This window comes from Alkalibacterium sp. f15, assembly GCF_049389645.1.
In the GTDB taxonomy this organism is placed as follows: domain Bacteria; phylum Bacillota; class Bacilli; order Lactobacillales; family Carnobacteriaceae_A; genus Alkalibacterium.
The window spans coordinates 572,643-597,770 of the sequence record NZ_CP186540.1 but is presented as its reverse complement, the minus strand read 5'-3'; the positions used below and the strand labels follow the sequence as shown (position 1 = coordinate 597,770).

19 protein-coding genes are annotated in these 25,128 nt (G+C 36.4%); 18 read left to right on the top strand and 1 reads right to left on the bottom strand.

Translation table 11 applies throughout. The features are described from left to right. Positions 1-323: 323 nt before the first annotated feature. On the bottom strand, positions 324-1,571 hold the full coding sequence (locus ACO1PF_RS03015; protein ID WP_423189881.1) for a glycosyltransferase: 1,248 nt from the start codon (positions 1,569-1,571) through the stop codon (positions 324-326). A 140-nt stretch (positions 1,572-1,711) separates the two neighbouring features. Between ACO1PF_RS03015 and ACO1PF_RS03010 the strand changes: the two genes are divergently transcribed. From ACO1PF_RS03010 to ACO1PF_RS02925, 18 genes are all read left to right on the top strand, one after another. Next, the gene (locus ACO1PF_RS03010) at positions 1,712-2,290 is read left to right on the top strand and encodes a TetR/AcrR family transcriptional regulator C-terminal domain-containing protein (protein ID WP_423189880.1); all 579 of its coding nucleotides are present in this window, start codon (positions 1,712-1,714) and stop codon (positions 2,288-2,290) included. Positions 2,291-2,604: 314 nt separating this feature from the next. After that, a complete protein-coding gene (locus ACO1PF_RS03005) occupies positions 2,605-3,603 on the top strand; it encodes a LacI family DNA-binding transcriptional regulator (protein WP_423189879.1) in 999 nt (332 codons plus the stop codon). 154 nt (positions 3,604-3,757) lie between these two features. Then, positions 3,758-5,146: a PTS transporter subunit EIIC gene (locus ACO1PF_RS03000; protein WP_423189878.1), complete on the top strand. Its 1,389-nt coding sequence runs from the start codon at positions 3,758-3,760 to the stop codon at positions 5,144-5,146. A 71-nt stretch (positions 5,147-5,217) separates the two neighbouring features. Beyond that, positions 5,218-6,660 carry a sucrose-6-phosphate hydrolase gene (locus ACO1PF_RS02995; RefSeq protein ID WP_423189877.1) on the top strand — a complete coding sequence of 481 codons (1,443 nt, stop codon included), beginning with the start codon at positions 5,218-5,220 and terminating at the stop codon, positions 6,658-6,660. Positions 6,661-7,154: 494 nt separating this feature from the next. After that, positions 7,155-8,015 carry a DegV family protein gene (locus ACO1PF_RS02990; RefSeq protein ID WP_423189876.1) on the top strand — a complete coding sequence of 287 codons (861 nt, stop codon included), beginning with the start codon at positions 7,155-7,157 and terminating at the stop codon, positions 8,013-8,015. Positions 8,016-8,401: 386 nt separating this feature from the next. Then, positions 8,402-9,085 (top strand): CPBP family intramembrane glutamic endopeptidase, encoded by a 684-nt coding sequence (locus tag ACO1PF_RS02985; protein WP_423189875.1) that lies wholly within the window; start codon positions 8,402-8,404, stop codon positions 9,083-9,085. A gap of 45 nt (positions 9,086-9,130) precedes the next feature. Further along, positions 9,131-10,255 (top strand): PQQ-dependent sugar dehydrogenase, encoded by a 1,125-nt coding sequence (locus ACO1PF_RS02980; protein WP_423189874.1) that lies wholly within the window; start codon positions 9,131-9,133, stop codon positions 10,253-10,255. An 825-nt stretch (positions 10,256-11,080) separates the two neighbouring features. Beyond that, a complete protein-coding gene (locus tag ACO1PF_RS02975; protein WP_423189873.1) occupies positions 11,081-12,151 on the top strand; it encodes a serine hydrolase domain-containing protein in 1,071 nt (356 codons plus the stop codon). A gap of 523 nt (positions 12,152-12,674) precedes the next feature. Next, positions 12,675-13,505: an exodeoxyribonuclease III gene (locus ACO1PF_RS02970; RefSeq protein WP_423189872.1), complete on the top strand. Its 831-nt coding sequence runs from the start codon at positions 12,675-12,677 to the stop codon at positions 13,503-13,505. 589 nt (positions 13,506-14,094) lie between these two features. Continuing rightward, positions 14,095-14,862 carry a dihydroorotate dehydrogenase electron transfer subunit gene (locus ACO1PF_RS02965; protein ID WP_423189871.1) on the top strand — a complete coding sequence of 256 codons (768 nt, stop codon included), beginning with the start codon at positions 14,095-14,097 and terminating at the stop codon, positions 14,860-14,862. Next, positions 14,862-15,773 carry a dihydroorotate dehydrogenase gene (locus tag ACO1PF_RS02960; protein ID WP_423189870.1) on the top strand — a complete coding sequence of 304 codons (912 nt, stop codon included), beginning with the start codon at positions 14,862-14,864 and terminating at the stop codon, positions 15,771-15,773. Before ACO1PF_RS02965 ends, ACO1PF_RS02960 begins: the two co-directional genes overlap by 1 nt. A gap of 304 nt (positions 15,774-16,077) precedes the next feature. Next, positions 16,078-17,106, top strand: coding sequence for a DUF3179 domain-containing protein (locus ACO1PF_RS02955; RefSeq protein ID WP_423189869.1), 1,029 nt, complete (start codon positions 16,078-16,080; stop codon positions 17,104-17,106). Next, positions 17,099-17,656, top strand: coding sequence for a hypothetical protein (locus tag ACO1PF_RS02950; RefSeq protein ID WP_423189868.1), 558 nt, complete (start codon positions 17,099-17,101; stop codon positions 17,654-17,656). The genes ACO1PF_RS02955 and ACO1PF_RS02950 overlap by 8 nt, the downstream gene beginning before the upstream one ends. Before the next feature lie 1,006 nt (positions 17,657-18,662). Then, positions 18,663-19,826, top strand: coding sequence for a glycosyltransferase family 4 protein (locus ACO1PF_RS02945; protein ID WP_423189867.1), 1,164 nt, complete (start codon positions 18,663-18,665; stop codon positions 19,824-19,826). A 299-nt stretch (positions 19,827-20,125) separates the two neighbouring features. Then, entirely contained in the window at positions 20,126-21,079 is a 954-nt protein-coding gene (locus ACO1PF_RS02940; RefSeq protein WP_423189866.1) for a glycosyltransferase, read from the top strand. A 339-nt stretch (positions 21,080-21,418) separates the two neighbouring features. Continuing rightward, the gene (locus ACO1PF_RS02935) at positions 21,419-22,348 is read left to right on the top strand and encodes an alpha/beta fold hydrolase (protein ID WP_423189865.1); all 930 of its coding nucleotides are present in this window, start codon (positions 21,419-21,421) and stop codon (positions 22,346-22,348) included. A gap of 44 nt (positions 22,349-22,392) precedes the next feature. Then, entirely contained in the window at positions 22,393-23,001 is a 609-nt protein-coding gene (locus tag ACO1PF_RS02930) for a rhomboid family intramembrane serine protease (RefSeq protein ID WP_423189864.1), read from the top strand. A 669-nt stretch (positions 23,002-23,670) separates the two neighbouring features. Then, positions 23,671-24,972, top strand: a complete 1,302-nt coding sequence (locus ACO1PF_RS02925) for an SH3 domain-containing protein (RefSeq protein ID WP_423189863.1) — start codon at positions 23,671-23,673, stop codon at positions 24,970-24,972. The last annotated feature ends 156 nt before the right edge of the window (positions 24,973-25,128 follow it).

The window sequence follows — 25,128 nt, the reverse complement described above, 5'->3', positions numbered from 1 at the left end:
TTTTATAAAAATCCCCAGTATATCAATATGAAAAAAATACAGGTAGATTGGTCTGAAAGATATTACTCTTTCATTCACACGATGTTGAAATCACTAAAAATAGTAAGTCTTTGATATTAAGAATTGAAAAATATTAGCATTTATTAAAAAATTATCATTTACTTTATGGTAGCCCAGAGTATAGACTTCACTGCTATTTATTCAGGAAGAGCATCTTTATAGATGTGCGTTTTAGAAATTGAATTTCATTTTGAAAAGCGTGTATTCTTATTCATGGAAATTTTTCAAATTTGACCACAACAGGTGTGATAGTCAAACGATTTTTAATTCTCTAATAGGTCAATAATAACTTTAGCACAATCTTTAGCGCCATTTTCAGTTTGGATTTTAACACCTATTTCTTTTGCCTTTGCTATGATATCCGGTTGAGAAGCTGCTATGAGAGCATCAGCCAAGTTATCGACAGTTAATTTTTTTACATTTATAGGTTTGACACCAATTCCGAGGTCATAAGAACGATGAGCCCAGGCAAATTGGTCGTTAGAGAATGGAATAATAACACTTGGAATACCAGCATTAAATCCTGCAGCTGAGGTACCTGCACCACCATGATGACAAACAGCTGAAACATGATTAAAAAGCCAGGCGTGAGCGATGCTATCAAGTGCATATATGTCATTGGTTAGATTATCAGGTCTACCAAAACCACAAATAATAGCTCGTTTACCACTTTTTTTTATTGCGTTTACGACTATGCTGCCTAGTTCAGAATGTTTTTTCATCATAGACATACTTCCAAAACCTATATAGATCGGTTTTTCTCCTGCTTCAATGAAATCTACTAAGGACTGATTGGGTCTAAAGTCATCTTTCTCCTCTACAAACCAATAGCCATTTTGATGGATATGTGAATTCCAGTCTGCAGGTCTTTTAAATATATAATTACTACAGGAAATGAGAGCTGGCTGATTAGCTTGATTATGGTATTCATAGGGAGCACCATAATCAATTGGTAATCGACCGAATTCCTTTTTCCAAAACGATTTAGCGGAATCTTTTCCCGCCATCCACAACATACCTTGTATCATTAAATAGCTTATTTTGTTATTGATCATAGTTGGTTTTGATTTGCCATACATAACTACAGACAAATATTGTTTAGTTTTATGCATAGGAAATGGTGATGCAAGTACAGCTGGTATGCCAAGTTCTTTAGCGGCAAAATAGCCGATAGTCAAACCTGGATGATAAATAATAAGTTCGCTATTTTGACAGGCTTGATAATATTCTTTAGTAGTAAAATCACCGTAAGCTTTCATTTTATTAAAAGCTAGCAGCATTTTGAGGGGATTGTCTGCAGAACCAGCTTCTTCCAACATTTTTGGATCAATTTTTAAAGCATTCATATCTACTTCAATTGAATAATAATCAATATCGTAACTGGTCACAAATGTTTTGAACTCTTTTGGACCTGAAATACGTACTTCTTTTTTATATTTCTTTAGCTGTTGTGCAAGGGCTATATAAGGTTGAAAATCACCGCGTGAACCGGCGCATAATATTGTAATCATAGGTTCTCCTTTCAAGAAGGGATATTAAAGTTTGTTTAGTTCGACAACTTGTTGTATGGTTTAATAATATACGGTAAAGAACACCAATACAATCAACAATCTTAGTCAATGTGTCGGATTAATATACTAAGGAGAACCTAATGAATAAAAAACAACCTGATATAACCATGATGACAAAACAAACCATAAAAGATTCATTTTGGGAGCTATATAAGGAAAAAAAGATTGAGAAAATAACAGTTAAGGATATTACATTAAAAGCTGGATACAATCGATCTACTTTTTACGCATATTTCACAGATGTCTACGACGTACTTGAGCAAATTGAAGAAGAATTAATGCCAGTAAAAGAAGATTTACCAGTAATAGATACATCTAGGGAGCATAGCCCTGATTATTTCGAAAATATAATTACAATATACGAAAAGAATAGTGCTTATTATTCAGTTTTATTAAGTGAAAACGGAGATCCACGTTTTGCACATAAGTTGAAAAACGTTTTTAAATCTATGATGATGGAAGATATAGAAAATCGCGTAAATATTTCACCAGTAGAGATGGATTATGCTTTAGAATTTTTAGTTGGAGCTACCCTATCAACAGTAAAACATTGGTTTGATCAGGATAAGAATATTCCAATGCAACAGCTTATGCCTTTGATGTATAAGCTGATGGATAATCGATTTGTTCAGGAATTGGATACAGACATGGAATTGTAGATCAGAAATCATTTCACTGATTTTAATCGGATTATGATTGTTTTTAAGCCATTGAAAATCAAATTAAAGAACTTTTAAAAGCAAAATAGGTTTCCCAACCAGAATCAGCCGATTAATGCAAAGTCACTAGACAAACCATTAATGAAATGGTTAAAAAATGTGATAAAAGAATATCATATACTAAGAGTAGTGAGATAAATCATTCCAATTATACATTGTTATTGTCTGTTTCTAAGATTATAATATGTATAGAGATTTCAAATTTATAAGATAGAGAAAAGTATTTATCCAAGCATAGATGAAAGGAAAAAATCATGACCACAATGAAAGATGTTGCTGTAAAAGCAGGAGTAGGATTAGGTACAGTTTCCAGAGTAATAAACAATGCTGGTCCTGTTAAAGACAGCACAAGAAGAAAGGTAGAAAGAGTCATTAAAGAATTAAACTATCAGCCTAATGAAGCAGCTCGTAATTTTAAAATGCAGCAATCTCTATCGATTGCGTTAATTGTCCCGACGGTATGGCATCCATTTTATTCGGAGTTTTCTTACTATGTAGAAAGAGAGTTATTAAACAATAATTATAAGACCATCCTTTGTAATTCTCAAAACGAAGTGGAAAGAGAAATACAATATATTACTATGCTGCAAAAAAATAAAATTGATGGAATTATTGCTATCACCTATAGTAAAGAAATAGACCAATATGTAACAAGTAATTTACCCATGGTTAGCATTGATCGACATTTTACAGAGGACGTAGTGAATATTACAAGCGACCATTATAGTGGCGGATTTTTAGCAGCTTCTGAATTAAGCAAAAGAGGTTGTAAACATATTGGGTATATTGGCAGTGTTTCCAGCATAAAGAATGAGTCGATGCTTCGAAGAAAGGGATTCGAAGATTATGTTAATAACGCTAAAGTCTTGTCAAGTGTTCATGAAGTCATCGAACCAGTGAAAGATCTTTCGAAAGTGATCGTTTCTTTTCTGGAAGAAAATCCAACAGTCGATGGTTTATTTTGTATGAACGATAAGTGGGCAATAGAAGCGATATCTGTATGTAAAAATATGAACAAAAAAGTTCCTGAAGATATCCAAATCATAGGATTTGATGGGGCTAAAATGAGTAAAGACGCCAGTGTCTCTCACTCAACTATTGAACAACCAATTCAAAAGCTAGCCAAGACAGCTGCACAAAGCTTGATTAAATTAATCAATGGAAAAGAAGTAGAACGACGGATCATTTTACCAGTAAAATTTAAAGCAGGGAATTCGACAAAATCACTTGACATAAAAACAGAATTAACGTAAGATGTGCATATAGAAATAAATGTTTATCTTTAAAAAGTGGAAACGTTTCAATTCTGATGAAGGCGCTCTTATCGGCGCTTTCTATTTCAAACAAAGTGGAAACGTTTCCATGTTTTTTAATGATTGGGATTCACAATTATAAGGAGGAATACTAATGACAAAGGATGCAAGAATTACAGCTCAGTTAGTTTTAGAGGCATTGGGTGGAAAAGAGAATATTCAGACTATGACGCATTGTGCAACTAGATTAAGAGTGGTTGTAAAATCGGATCAAAAAGTAAACAAAGAAAAGATTGAAGATATTGAGGGAGTTAACGGATACTTCTACCAAAGTGGTCAGCATCAAGTTATTTTAGGAACCGGTTTTGTGAACAAAGTCCATGCAGAACTTTTGAAAGATGGAATTGAAGAAGGGAATTTTAAAGAAGCTGCAAATCAAAAGTTGTCTAAACCTCAACAGTTCGTGAAAGCTTTGGCAGATATATTCATTCCAATTATTCCAGTATTGATTGCTACTGGATTGTTGATGGGTGTAAGAGGCTTACTTGTAAACGGTTTCGGAATGGAGTTTTCAAATGAACTGATCGTATTGTCACAGGTGTTAACAGATACGGCATTTGTCTTTATTCCCGTGTTAGTTACATGGTCAGCGATGAAAAAATTTGGTGGAACTCCAGTTATTGGTATGGTCTTAGGATTGATGTTAGTTGCGCCGCAACTTCCAGATAAATGGGCAGTAGCCTTTGGGGAAGCACAACCACTTGTTTTATCTATATTTGGATTTGATGTAGCGGTCACAGGTATGCAAAGTTCGATTTTACCAGCTATATTTATCGGGTGGCTAGCAGCAACACTTGAGAAGAAATTTAGACAATGGGTTCCAGAGGTTTTGGACTTAATTCTTACACCCTTTTTAACATTGTTTACTTCTCTTATTCTGGGATTAGTTATATTCGGACCGCTTATTATGTTTGCGGAGAGTATTCTGACAAACCTTATTATGTTTTTCTTTGAACTACCTTTTGGTATTGGTGGCTTTGTTTATGGTGGGTTGATTCAATTTCTTGCTGTCACTGGCATGCATCACACAATCGTACCAATTGAAGTCAGCATGCTTACTCAAACCGGAGTCAACATTATTAATCCTATTGGGACTGCTGCCATTGCTGGACAAGCAGGCGCAGCATTAGCTGTTGTATTAGCTCAGAAAGACAAGAAGAAAAGAGCTACAATGTTTTCATCTGTAATTCCGGCATTTTTCGGCATTACTGAACCATTGATGTTTGCAGTAAACTTACCTAAGGGAAGCCCATTTTTGTTTGGTTGTCTAGGTGGAGCAGTTGGTGGAGGACTTGCATCTATTTTAGGAATTGCCGCTACTGGTACTGGAGCAACAATGTTGCCTGGAATGTTACTTTATATCGGTGATGGATTACTACTTTATATTTTAGTGATTTTAGTAGCATTATTTACTGGATTTATTACAACAAAACTGGCATTCAAAGAAAAGAATGTTTCAACACAAACCTCAACTGTTTTATAAATAGATAATAGAAGACGGGAAGGGAGAGAGTAATCTTCCTTCTTTTAATTCTGATTAAGGGAGAAGCAACTATGATAGATTTTACAAATCGAAAAAATCGATTTTTGAACCTGATCGATGTTCCAAAGACTTATATAGAAAATATAAAGGAAAAGACAAAATCGGATGCTTATTATCCGACCTATCATGTCGCACCTCACCACGGTTTATTGAATGATCCTAATGGACTTTCGTTTTACAAAGGAGAACATCACATTTTTTATCAGTGGTTTCCATTAGGGCCAGTTCATGGGTTGAAACATTGGTATCATGTCTCGACTAAGGATTTTGTTCATTATTGTGATCACGGCATTGCAATGTATCCCGATCAAACCTATGACTCTTACGGCTGCTATTCAGGCAGTTCGCTTGAAGTTGAGGGGGAGTTGTTTTTATTTTATACAGGAAATCGGAAATCAGAAAAAGGGGGATTTAATCAGTCACAATGTTTAGCCAAGATGGATAGCTCTAACCTTGTGAAAAAGATTGGAGTTATAGTGGATAGAGATGAGACTGTCTTTACTGAGAATTTTCGTGACCCAGTGGTTTTTCAAAGAACTAATCATTCTTTTTTATTAGTAGGAGGAGAAACGATAGACAATCAAGGAGCGCTTGCTCTATATAAAGGCGAAACGTTCTATGATCTATCTTATCAAGGAAATATCGATATCGGAATAAATGATTTCGGACACATGTGGGAATGTCCAAATTATTATGAGCAAGGAAAGAATGGGGTTCTTATCTTATCGCCACAAGGGATTTCTTCTTTCAGTAAGTATGATTTAAAAAATGTTTTTTCAGTTGTGTACTTTGTAGGAGAAAAAATAGATGTGGAAAATAACATGTTTAAAAATGATGGATTCATTGAATTAGATAAAGGATTTGATTTTTATGCTCCGCAAACCTATGAGGATGAGAAAGGTCGCAGGATTCTAATTGGTTGGCTGGGTAATTCGAAAAGTGAATACCCAACCGATAAAAATGGGTGGGCCCATATGCTGACAATCCCAAGAGAGCTAAAAATTAAAGATAATGTCCTTTTTCAAGAACCAGTTATTGAATTGAAAGACCTTAGAGCTTCTTCACATAATTTTGAAAGAGAGATTCGTCTGATCTCGGGTTCATTCGAGCTAGAATGTGAAATTCAAGATGAATTTGGTATTACGTTACAAAATGATGAGGGAGCAAACATCACCTTTTCTTCAAATGGAGAAGAATATTGTTTAGACCGTTCAAACATGTCTGAGTTGTATGCAGAGAGGTTTGGAACAGAGCGATATGCAATTAGAAAAATTAAAGAGAAGCATAACGTTAAAATATTTGTTGATCAATCCAGTATGGAAATATTTTGTGACAATGGGGAAACAGTATTTACGACTCGATTCTTTATTAAAGATTTATCCCACTTAACTGCATATGGAGTGAAGGGAAAGCTGCACTATTTATCCAGCCTGCAGGTGACATCAACAAGATAAGTTATAATAATCAATACTTCCTAAGCAAAAAAGAGTATTGAAATTTGCTGAACTTACTGATAATTGTAAGTGGAGACTGTCGTACTGCTTGAAAAAATATAAAGTATTGAACTCTAGAAATTGTGATTATATTTCTAGAGTTCAATACTTTGCGAACAAAGAACTGTAATTATAATTCTATTGTGTAAATAATTGTGATAATAAATTGGGTAATGAGAGTTTTATTGAGAAAAAAATTAGATTAAAAAAACATTTGTTGGTATATTGTGGAATTAGCAATAATTAGAATGGTTGATATATTAATTTGTTTAATCAAAAATTCGGTCATGACATGAGGACCATAATTTAGAGAGATTAATCTTTTATAGATATGTAAAGATATAAAAGGTTGAGTGTATATTATAAAAAATATATAGTACAATGATTATAATGAAAACAATGAAGACTACAGTCAGTAGAAGAACTATAATCGACCAAAATAATGGAGGTTTATTATGAATAAATATATTATCACAACTGAAAGTGGTTCAGATCTATCTAAAGAAATAATCGATCGCTACAATATACAAGTCATTCCGATGCATGTGACAATGGGAGATCAAACGTATTCTGATGGTAGTTTTGAAGTTCAGAAAGCTTTTGATTATTATGAAAAAACAGAAAATCTACCTAAAACATCAGGTACTTCTCCACAAGATAATGCCGAGGTTTTCAAGCGAATTTTTGCAGAACATCCCGATGCATATATAATCCATATTGGATATTCTGCAGTAACAACTGTTTCCTTCAATGCAGCAAATATTGCAGCTCAAGATTTTAAAAACATCTACCTTGTAGACTCCAAGCATGTATCTATCGGAGCAGCTGCTGTTGTTAAAGCAACAGCTCAATTCATTGAAGATAATCCTAATACAAGTCCTGAAGCAATTATTGCTTTTGTCGAAGATATTAGAGAACGCACCCATATGGCTTTTTTGCCTAAAACACTGCAATATTTAAAAGCTGGCGGCCGGGTCTCAAATCTGGCTTTTCACGGGGCAAATTTGTTGAAAATTCAGCCGTCAATTATATTAGAAAATGGCTCCTTGGTATCTGGGGCGAAATACCGTGGATCCTTTGATAACTGCTTGAAAAAGATGGTTAATAATTTTTTCAAGAGCTATAACATCGACCCTGATAGCGTACTAATAGTAGGTGCTCCGGGTGTTGAAGACAGTCAGAAAGAGATGATTTTCGAATTGCTGAGAGAAAACGGTATTCAAAAAGCCAGCTGGATGAAGGCGGGTGCTGTGATTTCAAGTCATGGAGGTCCTGGAGCAATTGGCATCGCAGGGATTGAAAAAATCGCTGATTAAAGTGTAAAGATTTTGAATGAAGATAAAGAATAAGCGAGACATTCCATAAAGAGCTATGCTCAAGAAGTGTCTTCTTCTTCGGTTATTGACCGTGCAATCAGTTGGATCAAAATAATGAGGGACTAAATGTTATTATTTATATCATTTTTAATTAAAATATTTAGTTTAGTTAGCTAATACCTTTTGCTATAGAATAAAAGAATACTAAGTTTCACACTAAAAAAAGAGTGTTTTTTAGTGTGGATTCTTTTTATACTGGTGTTACGGAAAAGAAGTTCCGACATCGGATCTTTTTAGGTAGTGGCAGCTAAAGTGTATCCGCTAAAATAAAGCAGTACTTAGAGTAACTAAAAATGAGCGATGTGTACTTAAAGGGGTATCGTCATATGAAAATAAATAGAAAAAGTGTATTCTTGATTCTTTTAATCTCAATATCAGCTTTAGGTATGAGTGTCATAGACGGATTTTTCCAATTGCCATATCTATACAAATCTATTTTGAAAATATTTCTGTTCTCAGTTGTTCCGATGGGGTACTTTCTTAAGTATAAAGATCAGTATAGTCGTTTGAAAAAACTGTTTATTCCTAGAAAGTCAGATCTTATATATGCATTTTTATTGGGTGTTGGAGTATTCTCTGTTATCCTAATTGCGTATATTATTTTAAAAAACCATATTGATTTATCAATAATTCGTGAGTCTTTAACTACCAATATTGGTGTCACTGAACATAATTTTGTATATGTTGCTATTTATATCTCTCTAATTAATTCTTTGCTGGAAGAATTTTTCTTTCGTGGTTTCGCTTTTTTAATTTTGAAGGAAAACACTAGTCGCCTCTTTGCCTATGTATTCAGTTCTTTATTGTTTGCATTGTATCATGTAGGTATGACAAGTGGATGGTTCCATTGGAGTATTTATTTGTTAGCCATGACTGGACTCTTCGCTGGGGGCTGTATCTTTAATTTTTTAAATGAAAAGTCTGAGAATATATATCCATCGTGGCTTGTACATATGTTTGCAAATTTTGCAATCAACACCGTTGGGTTTATCTTATTTGGTTTGATTTAAGGACTCCTATCGCAAATAGAAACGATAAGGAAGAGGTGTATAAGAATGAAAAAATTCAGTATGTTAGGTCTGTTTTTAGTGATTCTAGTTTCTGGATGTGCTGATACTAATGAAGCACCAGTTACAACTGACCCGGACATCACTTCGAATGGACAGGTAAATGATGGGCTGGGAGAACAGGAAGAAGAGAAAGAACCGGAAGTAATAAGCGACGAACCAGAGATAGTTACTGAAAACCTCGAGATACCCTGGTCGATTGAAAAAGAGGGAGATACTTTCTTCTTGACAGAGAGACCTGGATATATCACACGAATTGAAAATGGAGAAACTATAAGGCAGGATGTGGAACTGGAACAGGAACTGTCCTTGGTTCCAGAAGCGGGTTTGTTAGGATTCGTCCTCGATCCGGAATTTTCGCAAAACAGCTTAGCCTACGCCTATTACACCTATGAAGCCAGCAATGGACCTCTGAACCGGATTGTTACTTTGCAGTTAGGTGGAGACGTCTGGCAGGAAGAGGATATACTGCTCGATAAAATCCCAAGCGGAAGGGTTCATCATGGTGGCAGACTAAAAATCGGTCCTGATGACATGCTCTATGCAACGACTGGTGATGCATCTACACCTGATATTGCACAAGACACTGAATCATTAGGCGGAAAAATTTTAAGAATGAATCGTGATGGATCGATTCCGGAGGACAATCCCATTCCCGATTCCTATGTTTACAGTTATGGACACCGAAACCCTCAGGGACTTACTTGGTCGTCTGACGGAACATTGTATTCAAGTGAACATGGCAATTCAGCAAATGACGAGGTCAACCTAATTGAAGCCGGTCAAAATTATGGCTGGCCGATCATTGAAGGAGACGAAGAACAAGAAGATATGATTTCGCCTCTCTTCACCTCTGGAAATTCAGACACATGGGCCCCCTCTGGAATGGACTATTACAATGGTAAAATTTATGTCGCAGGGTTAAGAGGGTCTGCTGTTTTTGAATTTGACCTTGAAACCCGTGAGCAGAGAGAAGTGGTATCTGGATTCGGCCGAATCAGGGATGTATTGATAGAAGATGATCAGCTTTATTTCATCAGTAATAATACAGATGGGCGGGGTGATCCAAAAGAGAGTGACGATAAACTGTATCGGCTCTCCATTCAAGATTAAATGAGGTTAAAGTGTGCTTTACAGATTTTTCGGCAATAATAAAAAAATTGGCAAGTACTACTTCTATCTTTGATTCTGTATGCACTATCATCTCGACACATATACAAAGCGTTACTCTGTTAATTAAATAAAAATGTCAAAGCCTCTGAAAATAGCGTATGACGCTGTTTTCAGAGGCTTATTAAATTGAAAGCTTATAAAGCTGTATGGTTAGTATGTAGGAAACTTCTTATGCACACAGCTGTTGAATTAGGTGCTGGTACAATTCAGCATTTCATTGATCATATTAACTTTATGAAAAATGAGAATTACATCACTGCTAATATAATCAAAAATGGGTGGATTCTATTAGGAAATATGGGAATCAGCCTACCTGTAAGATACATTTGGCTCAGAGAGAAGAAGCCGAAATGATAATGAAACGAACTTCGAGTATCCATTGATGATGGAAGATATCAATAATTAAGATAGATTCCTTTTTGGAACCTAAAATCATTTAAAATTTGTATGTTTTGAAAATAGTAGTTCGAGAGTATATTGAGTGAGTTATTTTAAGGAGAAGTCTATAATAATAATAATATATTGTACAAGAATGTTTCTCTTAGTTTGAAAAACATGTTAGTTCACTTGGAGAGTTATAAAAATATCAACAACTGATTCGATAGATCTCTAATTCCATATATTGTTTGCTGTTTTATTGAAAGAGATTAAATGAATTAGTGTTTAGAGTCACTTGCCGAAAATATGATAATACTAATTCTGGCGCCGTCATCGTTTAAAGAAATTGAAATGAGAATATATTTTAAGGAAGGAGAGTAGAATTGAATGAAAACGAATAATTTATCAAAATCAATAGAAAATTCGTTTAGAAAACAAGTGCGAAAAGATAGTAAAATAAAGAATGCTTATTTATTAGTGCATTCGGAAAAAGAAGGTATCCACATAAATATTGCAGAAGGGTCAACGGGTACCATGCCAGCCAACCCGCAGCAGCCAATTTATATGGCTAGTGTAGGAAAATTGTTTACTTCAGCAATTATTGGCATATTAGTTGACAGGGGAAAGTTGTCTTTTGATGATGAAATCACAAAATATCTCGATCATGAATTAACGAATAACCTGCATATATACAATGGAAAGGATTATACTGATGAAGTCAAGATCAAGCATCTGCTAAATCAAACCTCTGGCTTAGCTGATGATTTCAGGCCACTCTTAGGTAAACTTATTAAGGATCAGAATCTAAATATAACGCCCAGAGAAGCAGTTACCTGGGTGAAAAACAATGAAAAACCTCATTTTCCTCCAGGTGAAGGATTTAAATACACAGACACGAATTACCATTTAATAGGTTTAATAATTGAAAGCATCACCGGTGAACCTTTTCATGTTGTATTAAGAAAATACATTTTCGAACCTCTTGATATGAGGCACTCATATATGCACCAATTTTCCGAGCCAATAGAAAGTTCACAATTCCCTACTGCTGATTTTTTTATTGATAAAACCAAATTGAATGATATAAAAGGATATGCCGGCCTTGACTATACCGGTGGAGGCGTAGTGGCTCCCACTGAAGACTTACTAAAATTCATGAAAGCTTTGGTGTCATATCAGATAGTGACAAAAAACATGCTTGAAGAAATGAAGGATAATTGTGTCAGATTTGGATTAGGAATTGATTATGGCTACGGAATTTGGAAGATTAAAACAGTACCCTTGGTCATGCCTGAAAAATTAAATTCCTGGGGGGTTGCAGGGGCAACAGGAGCGTTTATGTTTTATCACCCGGGAAAAGATTCCTATATAATTGGAAGCTTTAATGATTTTTCATATGAAAGAAAAGGTGTTCGATTCATGTTGCTTAATGTAATCAAGCAATTATCAAAGTATTAAGACTAGATTTAAGGGTTAAGATATTTATTTATAATAACCTTCTGAATGCTGCTAAGAGGAAGTAAAGATTATATGTTAAAAAACACACTTGTCATTGAGTTTTAATGAATTGGGTGCAAAAAAATGTTGAATAAAATTATTGGTGTTGAACTAAATACTCTAATAGTCATTAAAATAATGACATATAACCGGTAGATGACATGCTCCCAATATAGTGAAGTAGAAATATAAAAATTCTACTTCACTATATTGGGAGTGCTTTTTTTGATACTTCGTCTTATTTTCAAAATTATATTTAGTAATTCGAATAGTATTGGTGTATTAACTATACTACTGTGGGTGTAATGAACGTTTGATTTTTATGACGAGTATGACAGCACATCGCTGGCATGTCTTAGGAGGGACTTGTAGATCGAGCAACGATTCTATTTAAAGTTTAGTCAAAATAATCGTTCTATTTCCTATATAATGTTAGGATAGATAGAGTAGTCATAGTAAAAAAAGATATAGAGGAGCAAAAAAAGTGAGATTGATTTCGTGGAATATTGATTCATTAAATGCAACATTGACGAGCGATTCAGCACGAGCGGTCATGTCTAGAGAAGTAATGAATAAGATAGTCGAGCAAAATCCGGAAGTTATTGCGATTCAGGAAACCAAACTGCCTCGAACCGGGCCGACAAAAAAACATGAGGGAATATTAAACGATTTATTTCCTGATTACGAGTATGTCTGGCGTATTTCTGAAGAACCTGCAAGAAAAAGTTATGCGGGTACGATGTTTCTATATAAGAATCATTTAAAGCCCAGTGTAACCTATCCGAAAATTGATGCTCCGGATACAATGGATGTAGAAGGGCGTATGATTACGCTGGAATTTGACGATTTTTATGTGACGCAAGTATATACACCCAATGCCGGTTCAGGATTAGTTCGACTAGAAGAGCGTCAACAATGGGATGAAAAGTATGCAGAATACTTAAGCGGTTTGGATGCGAAGAAGCCAGTTATTGCAACAGGGGACTTTAATGTTGCCCATAAAGAAATCGATATAGCTCATCCAGATAGAAATCATCTGTCAGCTGGTTTTACAGACGAAGAGCGTGAAGGATTTACGAAACTTTTGAATAAAGGATTTACAGATACATTCCGGTATGTCAACGGCGATGTGACCGGGCAATATTCCTGGTGGAACCAGCGTGCCAAAACAAGCAAGATCAATAATTCAGGCTGGAGGATCGACTATTGGCTGGTAAGTAACAGGCTGGCTGATAAAGTAAAAAAATCAGACATGCTAGATTCTGGAGAACGACAAGACCATACCCCTTTAGTGCTTGATATAGATATAGATTAGATGTAATACTACAAAAAAAGCTAATGATCCCCTGGAAGTAACTAATTAAGTTATTTCAGGGGATCATTTTTCGATTTATAATCAAAATGTGAAGTAACACTCAATGAAATACAAACAAAACAGAAAAAGGGTTGACTTCTCTCTCCTTTATTGGAATAATTAGACATAACAAAAGAACCTTTAACATCAGTCCCGTGAGACTGAGAAGGAACGTAATAATATAGAGTAGGTCTATCTATATCCTTTTTCTCATACACGGAGAAAGGGTATTTTTTATTTGTTGTGAATCGAGTTTGTGAATAACTGTTTAAGTAGAACCGTTTCAAAATGGTAATTATTCAGATATACATTTTTGTATATCCTGATAAATCGAATCACCAGCACCTTTAAGCAAGTCCTGTGAGGCATGCAAGGTTGTATAGGGATATGTGCACTTAATTTTCTGCACGTCTACCTCTTTGCAGCTTTGCAAAGGGGTTTTTTATGTCTAAAAAATAATAAATGCATACACAACAAAGCTGATACAAGTAGCTTTATAAAATGCCATTTTTAGTTGTAGTTACTGTGAAAATACTGGAGGCTATTGTTAATGAAACTTATAGAGACAAAGATAAAGTCAATTACCGTAATTGCAAAAGATACTGTAAAACTTGATATTCACGTAGATCAAGATCTTCTTGAAACGATTAGACCCGGACAGTTTGTCTATATTCAAATCGGATCCTCAAGTGAGCATATGCTAAGACGTCCGATTTCCATTGCTGATTTAGATAAGGAAGGAAACAAGTTAACACTCATTTACAAAGAACTTGGAGAAGGAACACGAAAGCTGAGTCGACTAAGAAAAGATGATTCACTTAATATGCTCATTCCTTGCGGTAGCGGGTATAGAATCGATCAGCTGGAGATGACACATGCTCTCTTAGTGGGTGGAGGTATTGGTGTACCACCTCTCTACTATTTAGCAAAAAAACTGATAGAAAAAGGGGTTCATGTCACTACAGTCATTGGATTTCAGTCAAAAGAAGATGTCTTTTATGAAGAGCAGTTCCAATGTCTTGGGAAGTGTTATGTGACAACAAATGATGGCAGTTATGGGCATCAAGGCTATGTCACAGATATAATTGAACAGGAGCAACCTAAATTCGACTATTATTTTGCCTGTGGGCCCACACCCATGTTAAAGGCGATTGAGATAAAACTTAAAGATGAAAAAGGATTTTTGTCATTGGAGGAAAGAATGGGATGTGGAATTGGTGCCTGTTATGCCTGTGTAGTTCCGACAAAAGACGAGAAAAGTAATAAGAAGATCTGTCAGGACGGACCCGTATTCCATTCAGGCGAGGTGAAAATATAATGTCTCTAGCAATCGATTTACCAGGATTGAAATTGAAAAATCCCATCATGCCGGCATCAGGATGTTTTAGCTTTGGCCGTGAATTTAGTCAGTTCTATGATTTGAGTGAACTGGGCGCCATTATGATCAAAGCTGCAACGGAACATAAGCGGTTAGGAAATCAGACACCACGTGTAGCAGAAACAAGATCAGGTATGCTGAATGCTATTGGACTGCAGAATCCAGGTGTCCATAAAATAATTGAAAATGAACTACCCTTTCTCAAAAAATTCGATCTTCCTGTCATTGCCAATATTGCCGGCAGTACGATTGAGGAATACGAAAATGTAGCCAAAGCTTTCCAAAAAACTGATCTTATTGATGCAATCGAGTTGAATATCTCCTGCCCAAATGTCAAAGAGGGGGGTGTACAGTTCGGTACGATACCAGAAGTCGCCTATGAAGTCACTAGACGTGTAAAGAAGCATTCTAATGTTCCCGTTTATGTAAAATTGTCACCAAACGCAGCGGATATTGTCAGTATAGCAAAAGCGGTAGAGAGTGCAGGTGCCGATGGGTTGACGATGATCAACACCCTGACTGGGATGAAAATCGATCTCGATAAACGGCGTCCACTGTTGAGTAATAAGGTAGGTGGACTTTCAGGACCGGCTATCAAGCCTGTGGCTATCCGCATGATTTATGATGTATACAAAGCTGTTAATATTCCTATCATTGGGATGGGTGGCATATTGACGCCCGAAGATGTTCTGGAGTTTTTAATGGCCGGTGCCAGTGCAGTTGCTGTGGGTACGGCGAATTTTCAGAATCCGATGATATGCAAAGAATTGATTGACCAACTGCCGGCTACTTTGAAAAAGTATGGATTTGAAAACGTAAAAGAAGCAATCGGGAGCGCACACAGCGTATAGACTTATCTGTTTTCACCAGTTATAAGTACATGGATGATAAATAATTGTTAATCAGATCATCAGAAAGAGTACCTATACATGCGTGTTAAGATTATTAAGAAAATCATATAATTGCGAACCATGGAAAGCTTGGAAATGCAGGGAAATGACAATGTGAAATTGTTCTTTCCCTGCATTTTTTAATGTACTCTTTTTCTACCATGAAATGGAGCTCAATGAATTGATTTTTGACAGAAGTCAGTGGATAATTAAATAAACATAAAGTGACAATGGCCTATTTTTCATTAGTGTAGGAGGCGGAATAATGAAAAGTCGAAAATATAAAATCATTGTCAGTTTGGCTATACTTGTTGTGATTGTTGTTGGAGTCTTTGTGTTTAATAACAATCGTCAGTCTGAAGAAAATCGGGAAGCACAGACTGAAGAGGAAAGTGCTGAATCCCTGATTGATTTTGAAAGCATGACCGATGAGCGACTCACAGCCTACCATGACTTTATTCAAAGTGGAGGACCTCCACCGGACGGTATACCACCTATTGAGGAGCCAATATACGAAACTATGGCAGAAGCAGATATACTCATGGTTGATCAGGATGTTGTTTTTATCGTCGAGGCCGAGGATAGGGTGTTTATTTATCCCCAGCGCATTTTAGTATGGCATGAAATCGTTAACGAAGAATTTAATGGTGAGAAGGTAAGCATTACCTATTGTCCTCTTACTGGTTCAGCCATTGGATATAAAGGAAGTTTTCAAGGAATTGAAACGGATTTTGGTACTTCAGGAAAACTGATCAATAGTAATTTGGTGATGTATGACCGGGAAACCGAGAGCTATTTTCCTCAAATTTTAGGTATTGCTGTGGATGGGGAGTTGAAGGGGCAGCGTTTGGAAGAATTCCCTGTTCTCTGGTCTACTTGGGGAAGGGTGAAGGAACAGTATGACGATGCTCAGGTATTATCGGAAGACACCAGTTTTATCAGAGATTATACTGATGATCCCTATGGTTCCTATGTTGAAAGCAGTGGCTTTTATTATAGTAACGCGTTAATTTATCCGGTAATGTTTGAGAATGACCAATTTCAAAATAAGGAAGTTATGATAGCCGGCCGAGTGGGAGACGAACCCTTTGCGATTCCAAAAAAATCATTAGCCGAGGATAAAATCATCCGTTTCATTCTGGGGGACCATTCCCTTGTAGCTAATTATGATGAAGCACTGGATACCGCAAGGGTTTTTATTGAAGATGAGGAAGAAGAAATCTTTGTCAATTCCTATGATGTCATGTGGTTCGCTTGGTATGCTTTTTTCCCGGAGACGATGGTCTATGAATAAAAAACAGTGGTTTAATAAGTTTCGTAAAATTTGGGAGGATCCCAAGGCGAAATACGTGGGAATCCTTGTGATGGTTCTTTACTTTATCGTTTATCTTATCAGTATCGATCATTTGTTTTTTCAAGAAGGGTCTTTTGAGGTGTTCGTAGTGGACAACCCTCTTTCCAGAATGTTCGTGTCGAGAGCTCCCTACGTTTGGGAACCCGTCGCGGCAATTACTTTTGGAGGCATTAGCTTTTTTCTAGCACCGATGAATCTTTTGCTAGGTATAATCCTTGGAATACTTGTGGGCTCCAACATTATGGTGGCAGTCTTTGCTTACCGCTATCGAAAAACTTGTCGGATCAACACCGGTTATGGATTGCTAGGGACTTTACCCAGTATGTTAACAGGGTTTGCTTGCTGTGCCCCTACTTTTCTTATTGCCTTAGCACCGGCCCTCGGATCTTTTGCGGTATATTTTATCAACCTGCAGCCCTTTTTAATCCCCTTTAGCGTGCTTTTGATGGGGGGCGCTCTATTATGGAGTGTCAAACAGCTTCCCATTTAGTGAAATAAAGGATATGGAGGATAAGCTAAAACCTTTTTATTAGCTTATGGATAGGATAATGTCCGGAAATAAATAACAGCAGCAAATGAATGGAGTCATTGAATTTATTTAAGATTGCTTTATATCAAAGAATAAAGAACAACTGGAACTTTAAATGTTGAGCATATTTACCAGAAAAAAAGCCCGGAACCAGCTGGTATACTCCCGTACAAGTCGAGTGCGAAAATCGGCATTCTAAATCAATGGATATCGAAAGTGTCAACCTGTTGATAAGATAGTAAGTTTATGACCCTTGAGAATAACGTATTTACGTTGTTCTCAGGGGTTATTATTTTCTAGAGATAATGATAAATGAACGTTGATTTGACAGAATGTTAGCTAAAGGTCAATTATTAGCACTGCTATAAAGTTAACCTGTTATTCCTGGGTTAAGCTAAGTAAAGTGGGGACAATGATTAATTTTTTTGAGGAGCTGCCTGATCACAGTGTATTCAACCTTGAAACCTACATCTCTAAATAATTCACCATAAGTATCGGAAACAAAGAAGAGGACGCGTTCTTCACAGGTGACGGTTTCGGCAAAAATCCAGGCACCCTTGCAGCTACCATAAGCGCAACACGCTATTATTGTAGTAAGCGCTAAAGCCGTTAACATCGACGAAGTGCTTGACCTACTTTATTCGCTTAAGGCGTCTTACCGTAACAAGGCTGTGTTCGCCATGAATAATGCCAAAAAATTTAATATCTTTTTTAGAACACATCTTATTGCTAGAATTTCAGGTATAATTCTATTTAGCTATATGGGTGCTCAGCTAGGGCATTACAACAGGAGGTAGTCAATTCGAATTAGCGCAGTTTTGGTTATTGTGATTGGCTTACTTTATCTTTACATAAAACAAATGATTAAAGTTCTTGAATCTTTCTTAAAATGAGAAAACTTCAGATTGATTCTTACAGATTTTAGGTATTCGCTATATATAAATAAAATTATAAAAGGAGAAGACGATTGAAAATCTTAATTACAACTGATCAGTATGCTCCTGATATAAATGGAGTGGTCACATCCGTAGTCAACTTACAGAATGAGTTACAAAAACTAGGACATGAGGTTAGAATACTCACATTGTCAGGGAATAGGAAGTCATCACATATAGATGAAGTTATTTATATTAAATCTACTGGCGTTGGCAAAATCTATCCTAAGGCAAGGCTCGCCTTGTCTATTGACGAGGAATATATTCAGGAATTAGTTGACTGGCATCCAGATATTATCCATTCGCAATGTGAATTCAGTACATTTCTTATGGCACAACGGATAGCAAAGGAAGTTGATGTACCGATCATTCATACTTATCATACTATATATGAAGATTATACTCATTATTTTTCACCGAATAAAAAATGGGGAAAAAAGATGGTTGCAATTTTGACCAAAAAGGTTTTGACTCAAAGTAATTGTGTAATCGCGCCCACAGATAAAGTGCGCTCCTTACTACTTGAATACGGCGTTAAGCAAGAAATACAGGTCGTGCCGACGGGGATAGATTTAGAGAAATTTGAAATTCAGTTGGGAAACACAGCGAAAGAAGAGCTCCGGAGTAAAGTAGGAATCCCATCTAATGACCGAGTGCTTATATGTGTCGGGCGACTAGCAAAAGAAAAAAATCTAGAAGAGATATTATTATTTTTTTCACAACTAAACAGACAGAATATTACTTTACTAATAGTAGGTGATGGACCGCATCGCACAGCATTGGAAGAGCGCGCAATCGAATTGGGTATTTCCAATCAGGTTATTTTTACAGGAATGATTTGTTCACAAGCGGTAAGTTCCTATTACCAATTGGGGGATTTATTTGTCAGTGCATCAAACAGCGAAACACAAGGATTGACTTATATAGAGGCATTAGCCAACGGGGTTCCTGCTCTTTGCAGAGAAGATCCATGTCTGGAAAATGTTATTGTAGATGGTGTAAACGGTTGGAAATATCAATCATTTGAACAGTTCAGAGAAAAGTTAAATGCTATATTAGACAATGAGGGACTACGAGAGCATTTAAGTGAAAATGCCAGAGAAAGTGTTAAATACAACTATTCTTCGACCGAATTTGCAAAGAACGTCGAACAAATTTATCAGAATACGATAAATCTTTATCATGAAAAAACATGAGATACATCTGCATCAAATATTGCGTAATAAATACAATGGGAGTAATCGTTTACCCCGGATGAATTTTGTGTTATTTCATAGGGACAACAAAAATAGAATTATCAAAATTCACAATGATAATTCTACTAGGAAAGCCGTTAGGAATAGCAGCCTAGAGTTATGGGCTAAACGCTGTTTTTTAATGGTTATTTCTGCTGCTCAATTAATTGAAGGAGGAAAAGCATAATGATTCTTAAATGTGTTTATTTTGCATGGTAAGACAAACGAAAATTTTATTGTATTCCGGATCATTGAAGATTGTGGATAAAAGCGGTATTGGACAAGCGGTGCGCCAACAGGAAAAAACATTAAAACTATCAGGTATTCCTTACACTATGGATAGCAGAGATGATTTTGATATTATTCATCTTAATACTATTTTCCCGAATTCCCGAATCATGAGCATATGGGCAAAAAGAAAGGGCAAAAAGATTATTTACTACGCACATTCTACTATGGAAGATTTCGAAAATTCTTTTCGGGGTTCCAATTTGCTTGCACCAATTTTTAAAAGATGGATAATTAATTGCTATAATAGTGCCGATATCATTATTACACCTACCGAGTATTCAAAAATGTTATTAGAGAGTTATGGATTAAAACGCCCAATCTTTAGCCTTTCCAATGGAGTTGATATTGATTATTTTGCACAGAATTATGATGCACGCAAGCGATTCCGTGATAAATACGACTTGAAGGAACAAGAAAAAGTAATCATCTCGGTCGGGCACTATATTGAAAGAAAAGGTATTTTAGACTTTGTAAAGATAGCAGAGCAAATGCCGGAATATCAGTTTTACTGGTTTGGATATACAAACTTGAATCTTGTGCCACATTCAGTAAGGGAAGCAATTGAAAATCCCTTACCAAATCTTCATTTCCCCGGCTATGTAAACAGAAATGATTTGAGAGATGCGTATTGCGGAAGCGATTTGTTCCTGTTCCTGACAAATGAGGAAACGGAGGGCATAGTATTACTTGAGGCTCTCGCTTCTAAGATACCTATATTGGTCAGGGACATTCCTGTGTATGAAAATTGGCTGTCAGATGGTGAAACTGTGTATAAAGGAATTAACAACTACGACTTTAAAGAAAAAATATATCAAATTTTAGAAGGAATCCTTCCAGAGATAACCGAAAACGGATATCGTATTGCTCAACAACGTGATTTAAAAGTAATAGGTAGGCTACTTATGAATATATATAACCAGTAAACCTTATATTTTTATAAAGGCATTATCGAGAAAACCCTTGATTTTTAAAGAGGGATTTCTCGCGTCTCGAACGCCCACTGATGAATGAGCTTAACTGGTTTTGTACATACGCCATGACAACATCCTCAACCCTACTGAAAAAATAGCTTTTCGACCACAGGGACCCTTTCCATAGTTCTTTTTTCGTATCTGGATACAGTCTTCTCCTTGTAGTTGGACTACAAGGAGAGTAAGCAGATTCCCGATGGACCTCTTCCTCGGCTCCATTAGTAGAGAATATCCCAGCACTAGTAACTTCACATATTACCTTTAAACTTATAATATGAGAGGAGTGTAAATATGAAAAAAATAATATTGGTTGTTGTGGTTCTATTGATAAGCTTGTTCACATTCTTGTATGTTCAGTTCCGTGGTGAAATGTCTGTTGCCCGCCAAAGAGTGCTTGAGGAAAGTGTGGTTCTCTCAACAGAATATGGTGAGATAGAGTATGCGGTTGAAGGTGAAGGCCCGGCCGCTCTCCTTATTCATGGAGCCGGAGGGGGTTATGACCAGGGAATGTTGATCGGCAAGAAAGCTCTCGGGGATGGATATAAGTTTGTTTCGGTTTCACGGTTTGGTTATCTGCGCTCTCCTTTCATAGAAGAATCGACGGTAGAGAATCAAGCCGCTATTTACGCCGCTCTGCTTGATCACCTTGAAATCGATCAAGTGGTTATTCTCGGTGCTTCTGCCGGCGGACCATCGGCGCTTCAATTTGCACACGACTACCCCAATCGGAGTAGCGTTTTAGTTCTGCTTTCATCTGTATCCATGTTCATGGGTGATGAGATTCCTATGAGCACAAAAGTTATAAACACTATCCAGAAATCGGATTTCAGCTTTTGGCTAGTGTTAAAAATGTTTCGCTCCCAATTTGCGGAGATGGTAGGCATTCCACAACATTTATATGAGGAACTCAGCCCTGAAGACCAACAATATGCAGATAATATTCTAGACTTTATGCACCCAATGAGCCCCCGGAGCCCAGGAAACATCTATGAAGCTGAGATTAGACCCCTCACTGGTGAGGCTATGGGAACAATATCAGTGCCTACTATAATAGTGCATGCCAAGGATGATTTCCTTGTAACCTATAATCATGCAGAATTCCTTGATAAACACATTAACAATTCGGTGCTGGTATCCTTTGAAAGTGGAGGTCACGCCTTAATAGCTGAAACAGAAGTCATCAATGAACGAATAAAGGATTTTATTACAACCAACCAATGAATAAAAATTAAAGAATTACTATTTATAAATGAGGAGAAAGGAAGATGAATAACGAGATGGAGGAGAAGTATAAAAGAATCATCCGTGATGGACAAGGGACATTAGCGATTATATTGATAAATTTAATTGTATTTATCGTTTTAAACATATTTCCTAACTTTGGAGCGAACTTACTGTTGAATCCTGAGATAACTTTGATACTAGAAAAACCTTGGACTTTAGTTACTGTATTTTTTTCACACGAAGTGCTCATTCATATAATTTTAAATATGGGAATACTTTTCTATTTCGGAACTAGAGTAGAAAAGATTACAAGCGCAAAAATAGTAGTAATGATTTACTTGATAGCAGGGCTGATTGGTAGTCTGTCATTTCCTCTTATTGGACTGGTTATTGAACAAACAGGGCTTGCAGCGGGTGCCTCCGCTGCTGTTATGGGAGTTGTTGCTGCATTTGCAGTGATGCGTCCTGATACAGTAATATTGAAATCGAAGGCTAAGTGGTGGGTGTTTATGCTGGTTATCTTTAGCGTGATTTCTGCAATTATTATTCCTCAATCATTAGATAGTGGTGTCGCTCATCTTACAGGAATTATAGTTGGTCTAGTTTTTGGATATTGGATAAAAAATAAAGAAAATATAAAATCAAAATGACAGCGAGATAAGCCGCACTTATTTAAAAGTGACTGAAGTTGATATGGTCCGGGTTTACGTCGGGTCCAAAAATAAGCTTAAGGCATCAATGCTACCATCTCAACCCACTTTGTTAACTTGATAATAATGTTGAAGCCCCTAAAAATAGCGTATGATGCTATTTTTAGGGGCTTTTATATTATTAGTGTTGGGTTCAAGGTAGCATGATAATAGAATAGATTTTGCTTACCTCTGCCAATTAAATTAGTGTTGGCATGGCTAAAAAAAATTGATAAAAAAGTATTATTTACTAATATTGTTAAGATAGATCATTACAGTTGTTCATTCTTTGGTATCCTTATGTCGAGTTATTTAAAGAGGTAATGCGCACTATTACCAAACAATGAAAGATTATCCTTTTACTAACAATTTTTTCATACAAAAAACTGCGCATTGTTTGATAACAATTTACTCAATCCAGTATAATCTATTTAAAACGAATATATGTAATGCAATGAGAGCGGTAAATTGGTATGATATAAGGGAAATTGCGCTATACTTAACTAATGTTGTAAAAATGTTGAGTTTTTTGAATAAAATAAAAAGCTTTAAGATATAACAGAGAAACAGTCTATATTAGCAGTAATCAAATGTATTACATTATCCTTATTGTTAGAGAGGGCAGGTAAAATGACAAACAAAACGTCTATAAACGCATTAGCATTAATTTTAATTTCTACTATCGGATTAGCAGGATGTGGTCAGCAGGAGACATCAACGGCAGATGTCAGCGATCTTGAGGAACAGGAAATGGTAGAGAAGGAGGACCAAAACGAAAGTGAAGTAGAAGAACAAGACGAAACAGCTGGAGAAGAGATTTCAGAGGAATCAGAAGAAGAAATTAACGAAGACGAAATTGAGTCGACGATTTTTGGGAACCAAGAAGATTTCGTGTATATCAGTGCTGACAGGTTGAGTGTCCGAGCGAACAGTAGCGAAGAGAGCGAGACGCTTGGAAGTCTGGCTAGAGGAAACGAAGTCAAAGTTCTCGAAGAAATTGAAAGTGAAGAAACAACCTGGTTTAAAATCAATTATCAGAATTCAGAGAATAATGAAGGATGGATTTCGTCTGAATTTACTGTCGCCGACATTAATGAATTGCATTCATCACCCATGATTTTTGAGGATGAGGAAATGAATGAGTATTTCACTTCTCCTACTCTCTTTGAAGATAATACAGTTGTGGCTTATTACGGGCATCCCAATTCAGAAGTAATGGGAATCGTTGGTCGTCACCCGATACCTGATCTTATATCCCTTCTAAATGAGACCACTGACAGTTATGATGCCGTGGATGATAGCAAAGGTGCCATACCGGCAATCTACCTTGTCTATGGAACGGTGCAGCCCGGAGGAGAGATATACAAGATGGATTATGATCTTGTGATGTCATATATCGAGGCAGCTTATCAGAGTGGCGTGCTAGTCTATATTGATCATCAGATAGGCAAACATGCTCCAACATTCGCTATTAATGAAATTGTATCCTTCATGAGATATCCCAATGTTCATCTGGCACTCGACCCAGAGTGGCGCACGGATAGACCGATGCAGGAGGTCGGACATCTAACTGGCACAGAAATCAATGGAATTCAAGAATCCATGCGTGACTATATCGTTTCCAATGAGATTCAGGGTACAAAGCAGTTTGTCTTCCATCAGTTCATCGAAAAGATGATTCGTGAGAGTGGGGACATAACCAGTGATTATGATCCAGTGCTGCTCGTCCATAATACTTCCGGATGGGGTTCTCCTGACGGGAAAAGAACAACCCATGATAGAAATGCAGAAACAACAAATATACCGTATAAAGGCTTTAAATTATGGTATCATTTTTCAGACCAAGCCGGGGTTCACTACGATGATCCACTGATGACTCCTGAACAGGTTTTAGACCTCGATCCGCAACCGGGACTTGTTATTTATCAGTGATCAATATAAATGAAAAGTGTATCTCTACTCGTAGATGAATCTTAGTGACGGCAAAAACAACTTATCAGACTTGTGATCACAGTATTTTCTTCTCTGATAACATGACAGAGTACGAATAAATTCTCTGAGAAGTGTGGAAAAAACATATACAGCGGG